Raw genomic sequence first — 12,912 nt, forward strand, 5'->3', positions numbered from 1 at the left:
GGCGGGGATCCCGCGCTGCGCCGCGAGCACCAGCGCCAGGGTGAGCTCGGCCGTGGACGTCTCGTGCACGGTCGCCGCGTTCGCGAAGACGTGGCCCGGCGGCAGCGCGTCGGCGATGTCGTCGTAGCCGATCGACTGCGATTGCACGAGGCCCACGTCGACGCCGGCGAGCGCTCCGAGCCGGGCGGCCGCGCCCATGTACGGCGGCACCACGAGGTCGATGCGACGGCCGGATGCCACGGGCGGGGGCCCCTCGAGGTCCCACTCGAGCACCTCGACGCCGTCGGGCACCCCGCCGGGGGTCCGCTCGAGCGCGCGACGCAGGGTCGCGCCGGGCACGGTCACGAGGAGCCGGGGCGATTCGGTCATGGCTCGATCCTTCCAGAGCCCGGGCGGCTGGTAGCCTCCGGCGCATGGAGCATGATGGGCGATCGCGGCGGGGACCACGCGACTGATTCGCCGGCCGGCCCGTCGAGGAACGCGCCGAAGCGCTGAAGGAGCGCGTCTACGCCACCTTCACGGGCCTCGCGATCGTGCTCGTGCAGGCAGGGAACGTCGAGCACCTCACGGCCCGGCAGGCGACGCTCGCGCTGCTCGTGGGCATCGTCGGCATCACCGTGGCCGGCTTCGTCGCCGACATCGTGTCGCATCTCGCGGTGCACGCGGCCTTCCCGAGCCGGGCCGAGCTCGGGCGGATGGCGCGGGTCGCCGGCGAGGCGCTCGCCTCGGCCGGCGTGCCGCTGATCCTGTTGGCTCTGGCCTGGCTCGGCGTCTTCGAGCTGGCGGGCGCGCTTCGCGCCGCGAGCATCGTCTACATCGTCACCCTCGCGCTGATCGGCTTCCTCGCGGTGCGTCGCACCCGCCTGGAATGGTGGAAGCAACTCCTCGCGCTGGCGATGCTCGTGGGCTTGGGGCTGGCCGTCATCGGCCTCCAGCAGCTCGCGCACGCGCACTGAGCCCGCYTCCGAACTCACCGTGGGATCCGGCTTCACTGCCGCCTCCGACTCCACTCCGCTCCGTCGCAGGCCTCAGCGGGCGACGGGCTCGTACCGCTTCGGCGGGAACGCCGTGGCCACGATGGCGCGCAGCGCCTCCAGGTCGCCGCTCGCGTAGCCCTGAGCCCGCGCCTGCACGAGCACGTTGCCGATGGCCGTCGCCTCGACGGGGCCGGCGAGCACGGGGAGGCCGGCTCGGTCGGCGGTGCGCTGGCACAGGAGCTCGTTGAGCGCACCGCCGCCCACCACGTGGATCGTCTCGACGTCGACGCCCGACAGGATCGACGCGGTGCGCACCGCCCCGGCGAACGCGTCGGCCAGGCTCTCGATGATCGACCGGGCGAACTCGGCCCGCGTCCGCGGTGCCGCGACGCCCTGCTCGGCGCACCACTCGGCGATGCGGCCGGGCAGGTCTCCGGGCGCGAGGAACCGGGGGTCGTCGGCGTCGAACACGGCGACGGGCGCGGTGACGGATGCCGCGGCCGCGAGCAGCCCGGGCAGGTCGATGCGCTCCCCGTCCCGCTCCCACCAGCGCACCGACTCGCTCAGCAGCCACAGGCCCATGACGTTGTGCAGGAACCGGACCCGTCCGTCGACGCCGCCCTCGTTCGTGAAGTTCGCCGCGCGCGCGGCATCCGTCGTCACCGGATGCTCGAGCTCGACGCCCACGAGCCCCCACGTGCCGCACGAGATGTACGCGGCGGACTCGGCGCGCATCGGCACCGCGACGACGGCCGAGGCGGTGTCGTGCGAGCCGACCGCCACGACCTCGAGGCCGGCGGGCGCGCCGAGCTCGGTCGCGACAGCCGGTCGCAGCGCGCCGAAGGACTCGCCGGGGCTGACGAGCGGGGCGAAGACGGATGCCGGGAGCCCGAGCCGCTCGATGAGCTCGTCGTCCCACTCGCCGGTCTCGACGCCGAGCAGCCCCGTGGTCGACGCGTTGGTGCGCTCCGACAGCCGCGCGCCGGTGAGCTGGAACCCGATGAGGTCGGGCACCAGCAGGAGCGAGTCGGCGAGGCCGAGCCATCCGCCCGCCGCGTCTCGTTCCACCGCGAGCTGGTACACCGTGTTGAACGGCAGGAACTGCAGGCCGTTGCGTCGGTACAGCTCCTCGAACGGCACGACGCGGTGCACGGCCTCGACGCCGCGGTCGTTGCGCTCGTCGCGGTAGTGGAACGGCTCGCCGAGCAGGCGGTCGCCCCGCAGCAGCCCGTAGTCGACCGCCCACGAGTCGACGCCGACCGACGCCACCGCCGGGTCGCGCCGGAACGCCTCGGCGAGTCCGGCGGTGAGGTCGCGGTAGAGGCCCGTGAAGTCCCAGTGCAGGCCCGACGCGAGGCGCACCGGGCCGTTCGGGAACCGGGCGACGTGGTCGAGCTCGAGCGTGCCGGCGCGACCGTCGACGCGGCCGAGGATGACCCGCCCGCTCGTCGCCCCGAGGTCGACCGCGGCGACGGTGCCCGCGCGTCCGCCCGATGTGCTCATCGCCCGCGCTCCGCGTGCCGAAGCCCCGTCGACACCGCAGAAACCCACGCTTCAGCGGCGCCGTTCCGTGGGCGACTGCTGAGTGGCCGCCGCGCCGCGATGGTGGGACTCATCGCAGGAAGGCCGCGGCGACACCCGCGTCGACCGGGATGTGCAGGCCGGTCGTGTGCGAGAGCTCCGGCCCGGTGAGCACGATCACCGCGTTCGCGACGTGCTCGGGCAGCACCTCGCGCTTGAGGATCGTGCGCTGGGCGTAGAACTTGCCGAGGTCCTCCTCCTCGATGCCGTACGTCTTGGCCCGGTTCGCGCCCCAGCCGCTCGCGAAGATCCCCGAGCCGCGCACGACGCCGTCGGGGTTGATGCCGTTCACCTTGATGCCGTACTCGCCGAGCTCGACGGCGAGGAGCCGCACCTGGTGGGCCTGGTCGGCCTTCGTCGCCGAGTAGGCGATGTTGTTCGGCCCGGCGAACACCGAGTTCTTCGAGGAGATGTAGATGATGTCGCCGCCGAGCCCCTGGTCGATGAGCACGCGCGCCGCCGCCTTCGACACGAGGAACGAGCCCTTCGCCATGACGTCGTGCTGCAGGTCCCAGTCCGCCTCGGTCGTCTCGAGCAGCGGCTTCGACAGCGACAGGCCCGCGTTGTTCACCACGAGGTCGAGGCCGCCGAAGGCGAGTACGGCGTCGTCGATCGCGCGTTGCACGGCCGCGGCATCCGTCACGTTCGCCTGCACGCCGATCGCGACATCCGTGTTGCCCAGCTCGGCGGCGGCTGCCTGCGCCTTCTCGAGGTCGAGGTCGGCGATGACGACGCACGCGCCCTCGGCGGCGAGCCGGGTCGCGATGGCCTTGCCGATGCCGGATGCCGCGCCGGTGACGAGCGCGATGCGGGTGGCGTGCTGCTTGGGCTTCGGCATGCGCTGGAGCTTCGCCTCCTCGAGCGCCCAGTACTCGATGCGGAACTTCTCGGCGTCCGAGATGGGGGAGTAGGTCGAGAGCGCCTCGGCGCCGCGCATCACGTTGATGGCGTTGACGTAGAACTCGCCGGCCACCCGCGCGGTCTGCTTGTTCGCGCCGTACGAGAACATGCCGACACCGGGGATGAGCACGATGAGCGGGTCGGCGCCGCGGATCGCGGGCGACTCGGGGGTCGCGTGGGCGTCGTAGTACGCCTGGTAGTCGGCGCGGTACGCCTCGTGCAGCTCCTTCAGGCGGGCGACGGATGCCTCGACGTCGGCGTCGGCCGGAAGATCGAGCACCATCGGCTTGACCTTCGTGCGCAGGAAGTGGTCGGGGCAGCTCGTGCCGAGTGCGGCGAGGCGCGGGTGCTCGGCACGGGCGAGGAAGTCGAGCACCTCTGGGACATCCGTGAAGTGGCCGACCATCGGTCGGTCGTGCGAGGCGAGCCCGCGGATGGTCGCGGCCAGCGCCGCGGCCTTCGCGCGACGCTCGCCGGGCTCGAGCGGGCCGTAGCCGTCGAGCTCGGCGCCGAACGGCTCGGCCTTCCCGTGCTCGGCGATGTGGGCCGCGGCCGTGTCGATGATCCAGAGCGAGTTGCGCTCGGACTCCTCGGAGGTGTCGCCCCAGGCCGTGATGCCGTGGCCGCCGAGGATGCAGCCGATCGCCTGCGGGTGCTGCGCCTTGATCTCCGCGATGTCGAGTCCGAGCTGGAAGCCGGGTCGGCGCCACGGCACCCACACGACCTGGTCGCCGAAGATCTTCTGCGTCAGCTCATCGCCGTCCGCGGCGGTCGCGATCGCGATGCCCGAGTCGGGGTGGAGGTGGTCGACGTGCGCCGCGTCGACGAGGCCGTGCATGGCCGTGTCGATCGACGGTGCCGCGCCGCCCTTGCCGTGCAGCGTGTAGTCGAACGCGGCGACCATCTCGTCCTCGCGGTCGACGCCCGGGTACACGTCGACGAGCGCGCGCAGCCGGTCGAGCCGCAGCACCGCGAGGCCCTGCTCGGTGAGGGTGCCGAGGTCGCCGCCCGAGCCCTTCACCCACATGAGCTCGACGGGCTCACCGGTGACCGGGTCGGTCTCGGTGCCCTTCGCCGACGTGTTGCCGCCGGCGTAGTTCGTGTTCTTCGGGTCGGCGCCGAGGCGGTTCGACCGCGCGATGAGGTCGGCAGCTGCCTGGTTCGTCATGGGGTGATTCCTTCGGTGATGCGGAGGGTGGTCTGGTGGTGCGCCGCGAGCCAGGCGATCCAGCGCACGACGCGCTCGATCGAGGCGGATGCCGCGGGCTCGTCTGGTCGGTTCAGGTGGCCGTGCTCGGTGCCCGGCTCGGTGACGACGTCGATGGTCGCGCCGGCCGCGCGGAGTGTCGCGGCGAACACCTCGCCCGAGACGCGCAGCTCGTCGGCCTCGCCGTTGACCATGATCACGGGCGGGAAGGCTGCGAGGTCGGATGCCGCGGCGCGGCCGGGCACGGCGGTGAGCGGGGCGTCGCGGGTGGGTCCGCCGAGGTACTGCTCGTACATCTCGCGCACCGCGTCGGGGCCGAAGCGGTCGGCGCCGGGATTCGCGTCGAGCAGCGCCCGCAGCGCGGCATCCGGGGCCGGCTGCACGTCGAGCAGCGTCGGATAGGCGAGGAAGACGCCGGCGGGCAGGGCTGCTGCCTCGGTGGCGGGCGCGTGGCCGAGCAACCGCAGCACGGCGCCGGTCACGAGGTTGGCGCCCGCGCTCGCGCCGCCGATCGCGACCCGACTGGGATCGAGCCCGAGCTCGTCGGCGTGGGTGAGCGTCCAGCGCCACGCGGCGAGCACGTCGTCGGAGCCGGCCGGGAAGCGCCCCGAGCCGTCGCCGACGAGGCGGTAGTCGATGGAGACGACGGTGATGCCGCGTTCGGCAAGCACACGCGCAACCCAGTCCGCCTCGGGCATGTCGAGGTCGCCCGCGACGAACCCGCCTCCGTGCGCCCACACGAGCGCGGGCGTGCGCCGCCGCGTCGCGGCATCCGTCACCGCGTTCGCGTCGGCGCTCGCCGCATCGGCGCTCGCCGGGTACACCCGCACGAGCCCGCCGGCCGCGCCGTACGGTGCCTGCTGCGTCATCCGCTGCTCCCCTCGCTCGTCTCGCGTGCCGTCATGTCGTGGTCAGTCCCGCGAGTGAGCGATCCTGGCGATTCCAGGCGGAGGTCGCCGCCAACTTCGCCCACTCGCGAGTATCTTCGGTCGGTCGGTCAGGCGCCCCAGCCCGCCTGCACGCCGCCGACGCGGTCGGCCGCGATGCGCTGCAGGTAGCCGGATGCCGCGAACGCCGCCATCGGGTCGGCGGGGAGGCCCCGCGACTCGCGCCACTCGGCGAGGGCGGGGCGCACGTCGGTGTAGAACGCGTCCATGAAGATGCGGTTCGCCTCGAGCACGTCGCCCGACACCTGGGCGGCACGCAGCGCGTCGGTGTCGACGAGCAGAGCCCGCGCCGTCATCTCCTGCACGTTGAGCACGGAGCGGATCTGGCCGGGGATCTTGTCCTCGACGTTGTGGCACTGGTCGAGCATGAACGCCACGTCGGGGTGGTTGAAGCCGCCGCCGCGGATGACCTCGAAGATGATGCGGAACAGCTGGAACGGGTCGGCGGCGCCCACGATGAGGTCGTCGTCGGCGTAGAACCGCGAGTTGAAGTCGAACGAGCCGAGCTTGCCGAGGCGCAGCAGCTGCATGACGATGAACTCGATGTTCGTACCGGGCGCGTGGTGCCCCGTGTCGAGGCACACCATGGCCTTGTCGCCGAGCGCCGCGACCTGGGCGTAGCTCGTGCCCCAGTCGGGCACGTCGGTGTGGTAGAACGCCGGCTCGAAGAACTTGTACTCGAGCACGAGGCGGTCCTCGTCGCCGAGCCGGTCGTAGATCGTGGCGAGCGACTCGTGCAGGCGGTCCTGGCGGCCGCGCAGGTCGGCCTGGCCGGGGTAGTTCGAACCCTCGGCGAGCCAGATCTTCAGGTCGCGGCTGCCCGTCTCGTGCATGATGTCGATGCACTCGAAGTGGTGGTCGATCGCCTTCTGCCGCACGGCCGCGTCCTCGTGGGTGAGGGCGCCGAACTTGTAGTCGTCGTCCTGGAAGGTGTTCGAGTTGATCGTGCCGAGCGCGACGCCGTGGTCTTCGGCGTGCTTGCGCAGGTCGTCGTAGGAGTCGACCTTGTCCCACGGGATGTGCAGTGCCACGRTGGGCGCGAGCGCCGTGTAGGCGTGCACCTGCGCGGCATCCGCGATCTTCTCGTAGGGGTCGCGGGGCGTGCCCGGCGTGGCGAACACCTTGAAGCGGGTGCCCGAGTTGCCGAACGCCCACGAGGGGAGCTCGATCGACTGCAGCTCGAGCTGGTCGAGGACGGTGCTGGGAATGTTGCTCACGAGTCGCTGCTTTCTGTGCGGAGGTCGTTCGTGGTCGGGGCGCCCGTGAGGGCCTGGTCGGATGCCGCGTGGCCGGCGTCGGCTGCGGCGGTGGTGGCTTCGGGGGCGGCGGATGCCGCGCCGTGGTCGAGCGCGGCGAGCTGGTCTTCGAGGTGGAACACCTCGGTGAGGCGCGGGGCGCCCTGGTCGGGACGCGCGCCGTCGAGGGCGACGAAGAACCCGGCCATCTCGGCCTCCCACGCGGCGGTGCGAGGGTCCTGCTCGAGCGCGGCCTGGGAGGCCGCGTCGTCGTCGGTCTCGTAGTAGCCGATCAGCAGGCCGTCGGCGCGCAGGAACAGCGAGTAGTTGCGGCGCCCGGATGCCTCGATGGCGCGGAGCATCGCGGGCCAGACGCCCGCGTGCCGTTCGGCGTACTCGTCGAGGCGGGCCGGATCGACCTGCAGCTGGAAGCACACGCGCTCGATGCCGCGCGGCGTGCCGTGTGTGCTCACCATCGAGCTGCTCCGTCCTGTGATGAATCGTTTCAAAGCCTAAGGCAGGATCGCGGAGGCCGCAACCCGGAATACGCTTTCCTTCTCAGCGTAGGCAGAACGGCCTCGCTGCGGAAGACATGAAAGGCCCGGCCGCGCGTGAGTGCGCCCGGCCGGGCCCGTCATCCGCGACTCCTAGAAGTCGAAGTCGCCGATGTTGTCGGCATCGAACACGAACGGGTCGCCGAGGAGCACGACGCCGTCGGCGCCGACCTCGAAGTCCCCGAGCTTGCCGGCCTTGAACGAGTCGCCTTCCTCACCCGTGATGTCGCCCTCGATGAGCGCCTTCGCCGCGTACGCGGTGAGGTAGCCGAGGTCGGCCGGATTCCACAGCGCGAACGAGGTGACGGTGCCGTCCTCGACGTACTCGCGCATCTGGTTCGGCGTGCCCAGCCCGGTGAGCGCGACCTTGCCCTTGTACTCCGAGGTGGACAGGTAGCGTGCGGCCGCCGCGATGCCGACCGTGGTGGGCGAGATGATGCCCTTCAGGTCGGGGTGCGTCTGCAGCAGCGCCGCGGTCTTGTCGAACGACGTCTGGTCGTCGTCGTCGCCGTAGACCGTGTCGACGAGCGTGATGTCGGGGTAGTCGCTCGCGAGGTACTCCTTCATGGTCTCGATCCACGCGTTCTGGTTCGTCGCGTTGGCGGATGCCGAGAGGATCGCGATCTCGCCGGAGCCGCCGATCTGGTCGGCGATGAGGTCGACCTCGACCTTGGCGATGCCGTCCGCGGTGGCCTGGTTGATGAACAGGTCGCGGCAGTCGGGGTTCGTGTCGGAGTCGAACGTGACCACCTTGACGCCGGCGTCGCGGGCCTCGTTCAGCGCGTCGCAGATCGCCTCGGGGTCGTTGGCCGACACGGCCATCGCGCCCACGCCCTGCTGGGTCAGCGTGTTGATGTAGCTGACCTGCGCGTCGGGCGTCGCCTCGGCGGGACCGACCTCGGCGAAGGTGCCACTGAACTCGTCGATGGCCTCCTTCGCGCCGGCCGACGAGGTGTCGAAGTACGGATTGCCGAGGTTCTTGGGCACGAAGGTGATGGAGAGGTCCCCATCGCCCCCGCCACTGCCCTCGCTGCTGCCGGAGCCGGAGTCGACGGCGCAGCCGGTCGCGAGGAGCGCGACACTCACCGCCAGCGCCGTGAGTGCACCGGCGCGGTGCTTCTTCTGAAACATCGTTGTTCTTCCCTTCATCGGATGAGGTCGATGTGTGATCGCATCGACGGGTCGCGCGGCCCGGTCACCCTGCTGTGGAGGCCTCGACGCGCGGTGTTCCCCCTGGTGCCCTCCGGCGCTTGCGCAGCCAGGCCAGGAAGCTCGATGCCACCACCGAGAGCACGAGCAGCACTCCGGTGATGATGTTGATGACGTCGGACGTGACGTTCGCGAGCCGGAGCGCGCTCGCGAGCACGCCGATGAGCAGCACGCCGGCGATGACGCCGTGGATCGCGCCGCGGCCGCCGAAGATCGACACGCCGCCGAGGAGTACCGCCGCGATGACCTGCAGCTCCAGGCCCGTGGCGTTGTCGCCGCGGGCGTTGCCGTAGCGGAGCGTGTAGTAGATGCCGGCGAGCGCCGACACGGTGCCCGAGAGCACGAAGAGGATGAGCTTCGTGCGCTCGACGCGCACGCCGGAGAACCGCGCCGCCTCGCTCGCGAGGCCGATCGCGTAGATGCCGCGGCCGAACGGCGTGAAGTGCAGCAGCACCGTGAACACGACAAGCAGCACGAGGAACAGGAACAGCACGACCGGGATGTTCGTGTTGCCGACGCGCGCCTGCGCCAGGTCGGTCCAGAATTCGGGGAAGTCGGTGACGGCCGTCGTGCCGAGGAGGCCGATCGCGAGCCCCCGGTAGAGCGCGAGCGTGCCGATGGTCACGGCGAGCGACGGCAGGCCGACGACGGTCACGAGGAACCCGTTGAGCGCACCGCCGAGCGCACCGACGACGATCGCGGCGATCGCCGCCATCTCGAAGGGCACGCCCGCCCGGGTGAGCACGCCGGTCAGCACGCTCGCGAGGCCCACGATGCTCGCCACCGACAGGTCGATCTCGCCCGTGATGATGATGAGGGTCATCGGCAGGGCGATGAGCAGGATCGGCATGACGTCGAGCAGCAGGTAGGTCAGCGTGATGGGCTGGCCGAAGCCGCGCACGGCGACCGAGGCGACGACGGCCACGATGGCGAGCAGCGCGATGATCGCCATCTCGCGGGTGAGCAGCACGCGCTGCCACAGGGGCTTGTCGTAGTCGCGGTAGGTGCGCGTGGCCGTGGTGCCGGTGGCGGTCGCGGTCATGACTCGTCCTCCCTCGCCTCGAGGAGCTTGCGTTTCTGCCGGATCGCGAGCACGCGGTCGAGCACGATGGCGCCGATGATGAGCACGCCCACGACGGCCCGCTGCCAGAAGTCGGGGATGCCCAGGATGGGCAGGGCGCGGTTGATCGTGAGGAGCAGCACCGCGCCGAGCGCCGCACCCCAGACGGTGCCGCTGCCGCCGAAGATCGCGACGCCGCCGATCACGGCCGCGCCGACCGCGTCGAGCTCCCAGCCCGAGCCGGCCTGCGAGCTGATCGTGCCGTATCGCGCGGCGTAGAGCACGCCGCCCAGCCCGGCGAGCGCGCCCGAGAGCACGAATGCGGTGAGCAGGCGCCGGGTGACGCGCAGGCCGTACAGCTCCGCGGCAGYCGGGTCGGAGCCGATCGCGTAGAACTCGCGTCCGGCCCGGGTGTTCTTCATGACCCAGCCGGCGATCACGAGCACCACCAGGGCGATGATCGTGAGGATCGGGATGAACAGGATCTGCCCGGTGCCGAGGGCGAGGAAGTCCTTCGGCAGGTCGGAGGCGTTCACCCGGTCGCTGCCCGTCCACAGCACGTTGATGCCGCGGTAGGCGTAGAGCGTGCCCAGGGTGATGACGAGCGACGGCACCTTCGCGAAGGCGACGAGCGCCCCGTTCACGAGGCCGAGCAGGCCGCCGAAGACGATCACGATGAAGAACACCGCGACGATCGGGATGCCCTGCAGGTCGATGAACAGCCGCCCGGTGAGGTAGGCCGAGAGGCCGAGCACCGAGCCGACCGAGAGGTCGACGTTGCGGGTGATGATGACGATCGCCTGGCCCACGGCCAGCAGCACGAGGATCGAGGGGGTGAGCAGCAGGTCGCGCCAGCCGTCGGAGCTGAACAGGAAGTTCGGGTTCGCGACGGTGGCGGCGAGGATGACGAGCAGCAGGGCGATGAGGATGCCGAACTCGCGCGCGGCTCCCACCGCCCGCAGTCGCTTGGTGACGTCGGACTTCTCGATGGTCGGGGCGGTCACGAGTGGGCTCCGGTCGCGTGGGTGGCGGCGAACATGACGTTCTCGGACGTGGCATCCGCTCGCTCGAGCTCTGCCGTGATGCGGCCCTCGCGCATGACGAGCACGCGGTCGGCCATGCCGAGCACCTCGGGCAGTTCGGACGAGATCATGAGGATGCCGATGCCGCGCCCCGCGAGCTCGGAGAGCAGGCGGTGCACCTCGGCCTTGGTGCCCACGTCGATGCCGCGGGTGGGCTCGTCGATGATGAGCACCTGCGGCTCGGTGGCGAGCCACTTGCCGAGCACGACCTTCTGCTGGTTGCCGCCCGAGAGCGTCGCGGCGACGGTGCTCATGGCGGTGGTCTTCACCTCGAGCCGGCTCGCCCAGACCTTCGCCGCGCGGTTCTCGACCCCCGACGTGATGAGGCCGGCCTTCGCGAGCTGGGTGCGGATGGCGAGCGTGAGATTGCGGGCGACGGATGACTCGAGCACGAGTCCCTGCTTGCGCCGGTCTTCGGGCACCAGCGCGATGCCCCGTCGCATGGCGCCCGCCGGGTCTCGCTTGGGCACGGATGCCCCGGCGAGCCGCACGGTGCCCGCGTCGTAGCCGTCGACGCCGAAGACGGCCCGCGCGACCTCGCTGCGGCCGGCGCCGACGAGGCCGGCGAGGCCCACGATCTCGCCAGAGCGCACGGTGAACGAGATGTCGTGGAAGACGCCGGCACTCGACAGTCCGTCGACCTCGAGCAGCGCGTCGCCGATGACCGTCTCCTGCTTGGGGAACAGTTCGGTGACGTCGCGGCCGACCATCTGCCGCACGAGCTCGTCGGGCGTCGTCTCGTCGATCGGCGTGGTGCTGATGTAGGCGCCGTCGCGCATGACGGTGACCGTGTCGCAGAGGTCGAACACCTCGTCGAAGCGGTGCGAGATGAACAGGAGCGCGCGACCCTCGTCGCGGAGGCTCCGCGCGATGGCGAAGAGGCGGTCGACCTCGACGCCCGAGAGGGCGGCGGTCGGCTCGTCCATGATGAGCACGCGGGCGTCGAGCGAGACGGCCTTGGCGATCTCGATGACCTGCTGGTCGGCGATGGAGAGTCCCTCCGCCGGACGGTCGGGATCGATCCGCACGGCGAGGCGCTGGAAGAGCGCCTCGACCTCGTGGCGCATCGCCTTGCGATCGATGCGTCCGAACCGGCCCACGGGCTGACGGCCCATGAACACGTTCTCGGTGACCGAGAGGTCGGGGAAGAGGGTGGGCTCCTGGTAGATCACGGCGATGCCCGCCGCCTTCGACTGCGCGGTGGAGGTGAAGTCGACCTCCTCGCCGTTCAGGCGGAAGTCACCGGCGTCGCGGCGGTAGAGCCCGGCGATGATCTTCACGAGCGTCGACTTGCCGGCGCCGTTCTCGCCGACGAGCGCGTGGATGGAGCCGGCCGCGAGGCGCAGGCTTCCCGAGCGCAGTGCGACGACCGCGCCGAACGACTTGACGACCCGTGACAGCTCGAGCATGGGCGGTGCGGCTGACGGCGGCGTGTCGGTCACGTGCGGTCCTCCTCGTTGAGGTGAATCTGATATGAATCGATTCAGGAGCGATTCAGGACTACTGTAGGGACGTCCCGGTGAACGGTCAAGCCCGGGACATCCTGACGCCGACCATCGATGACGAGGAGCGCGAATGCCAGCCGCGAGCATCCGTGATGTGGCGCAGCATGCCGGCGTCTCGGTCGGCACCGTCTCGAACGTGCTCAACCGCCCCGACGAGGTGTCGGCCGAGTCGATCGCCCGGGTGAGCCGCGCCATCGAGGAGCTCGGGTACGTGCGCAACGACGCCGCCCGCAAGCTCCGGGCCGGCGTGAGCACCACCGTGGGCTTCGTCGTGCTGAACGGCCAGAACCCGTTCTTCAACGACGTCGTGCGCGGCGCCGAGGACGAGGCGTCAAAGCACAACATCGCCGTGCTCTACGGCAACACCGACGAGGATGTTGCGCGCGAACGGCTCTACCTCGACCTCTTCGAGGAGCAGCAGGTGCGCGGCGTGCTCATCTCGCCGTACGGCGACATCCAGCCGCGGCTCGAGCGGCTGCGCGCCCGCGGCATCCCGGCCGTGCTCGTCGACCGGTTCGGCGGCAGCAGCCGGTTCAGCTCGGTGTCGGTCGACAGCGTCGCGGGCGGGCGCATGGCCGTCGAGCACCTCATCGACACCGGGCGGCGGCGCATCGCGTTCGTCGGCGGCCCGTTCGACATCCGCCAGGTCAACGAC

The 12,912-nt window shown here is 71.0% G+C and carries 12 protein-coding genes; 2 read left to right on the forward strand and 10 right to left on the reverse strand.

Annotated features, from left to right (window positions below):
- A partial coding sequence (locus tag AC1DY2_RS06920) for a Rossmann-fold NAD(P)-binding domain-containing protein (RefSeq protein WP_476761751.1) occupies positions 1-369 on the reverse strand: 369 nt, incomplete at its 3' end.
- A 164-nt stretch (positions 370-533) separates the two neighbouring features.
- Between AC1DY2_RS06920 and AC1DY2_RS06925 the strand changes: the two genes are divergently transcribed.
- Entirely contained in the window at positions 534-956 is a 423-nt protein-coding gene (locus tag AC1DY2_RS06925; RefSeq protein ID WP_476761752.1) for a hypothetical protein, read from the forward strand.
- 72 nt (positions 957-1,028) lie between these two features.
- On the opposite strand, the gene AC1DY2_RS06930 is transcribed toward AC1DY2_RS06925, so the two are convergent.
- From AC1DY2_RS06930 to AC1DY2_RS06970, 9 genes are all read right to left on the reverse strand, one after another.
- On the reverse strand, positions 1,029-2,480 hold the full coding sequence (locus AC1DY2_RS06930; RefSeq protein WP_476761753.1) for a rhamnulokinase: 1,452 nt from the start codon (positions 2,478-2,480) through the stop codon (positions 1,029-1,031).
- A 109-nt stretch (positions 2,481-2,589) separates the two neighbouring features.
- Positions 2,590-4,626 carry a bifunctional aldolase/short-chain dehydrogenase gene (locus AC1DY2_RS06935; RefSeq protein WP_476761754.1) on the reverse strand — a complete coding sequence of 679 codons (2,037 nt, stop codon included), beginning with the start codon at positions 4,624-4,626 and terminating at the stop codon, positions 2,590-2,592.
- Complete coding sequence (locus AC1DY2_RS06940) at positions 4,623-5,534, reverse strand: alpha/beta hydrolase (protein WP_476761755.1); 912 nt, start codon at positions 5,532-5,534, stop codon at positions 4,623-4,625. The genes AC1DY2_RS06935 and AC1DY2_RS06940 overlap by 4 nt, the downstream gene beginning before the upstream one ends.
- A 128-nt stretch (positions 5,535-5,662) precedes the next feature.
- Complete coding sequence (gene rhaI, locus AC1DY2_RS06945; RefSeq protein ID WP_476761761.1) at positions 5,663-6,820, reverse strand: L-rhamnose isomerase; 1,158 nt, start codon at positions 6,818-6,820, stop codon at positions 5,663-5,665.
- Positions 6,821-6,825: 5 nt separating this feature from the next.
- Positions 6,826-7,323, reverse strand: coding sequence for an L-rhamnose mutarotase (locus tag AC1DY2_RS06950; RefSeq protein ID WP_476761756.1), 498 nt, complete (start codon positions 7,321-7,323; stop codon positions 6,826-6,828).
- Positions 7,324-7,494: 171 nt separating this feature from the next.
- A complete protein-coding gene (rhaS, locus tag AC1DY2_RS06955; protein ID WP_476761757.1) occupies positions 7,495-8,532 on the reverse strand; it encodes a rhamnose ABC transporter substrate-binding protein in 1,038 nt (345 codons plus the stop codon).
- A gap of 64 nt (positions 8,533-8,596) precedes the next feature.
- The gene (locus AC1DY2_RS06960; RefSeq protein WP_476761758.1) at positions 8,597-9,652 is read right to left on the reverse strand and encodes an ABC transporter permease; all 1,056 of its coding nucleotides are present in this window, start codon (positions 9,650-9,652) and stop codon (positions 8,597-8,599) included.
- The gene (locus AC1DY2_RS06965; protein WP_476761759.1) at positions 9,649-10,674 is read right to left on the reverse strand and encodes an ABC transporter permease; all 1,026 of its coding nucleotides are present in this window, start codon (positions 10,672-10,674) and stop codon (positions 9,649-9,651) included. Before AC1DY2_RS06965 ends, AC1DY2_RS06960 begins: the two co-directional genes overlap by 4 nt.
- Entirely contained in the window at positions 10,671-12,161 is a 1,491-nt protein-coding gene (locus tag AC1DY2_RS06970) for a sugar ABC transporter ATP-binding protein (RefSeq protein WP_476761762.1), read from the reverse strand. Before AC1DY2_RS06970 ends, AC1DY2_RS06965 begins: the two co-directional genes overlap by 4 nt.
- Positions 12,162-12,327: 166 nt before the next feature.
- On the opposite strand from AC1DY2_RS06970, the gene AC1DY2_RS06975 reads away from it, so the two are divergent.
- Positions 12,328-12,912, forward strand: a 585-nt coding sequence (locus tag AC1DY2_RS06975; protein ID WP_476761760.1) for a LacI family DNA-binding transcriptional regulator, incomplete at its 3' end; no start/stop codon positions are given.

The sequence above is a fragment of the Agromyces sp. P1_H4 genome (assembly GCF_056405255.1).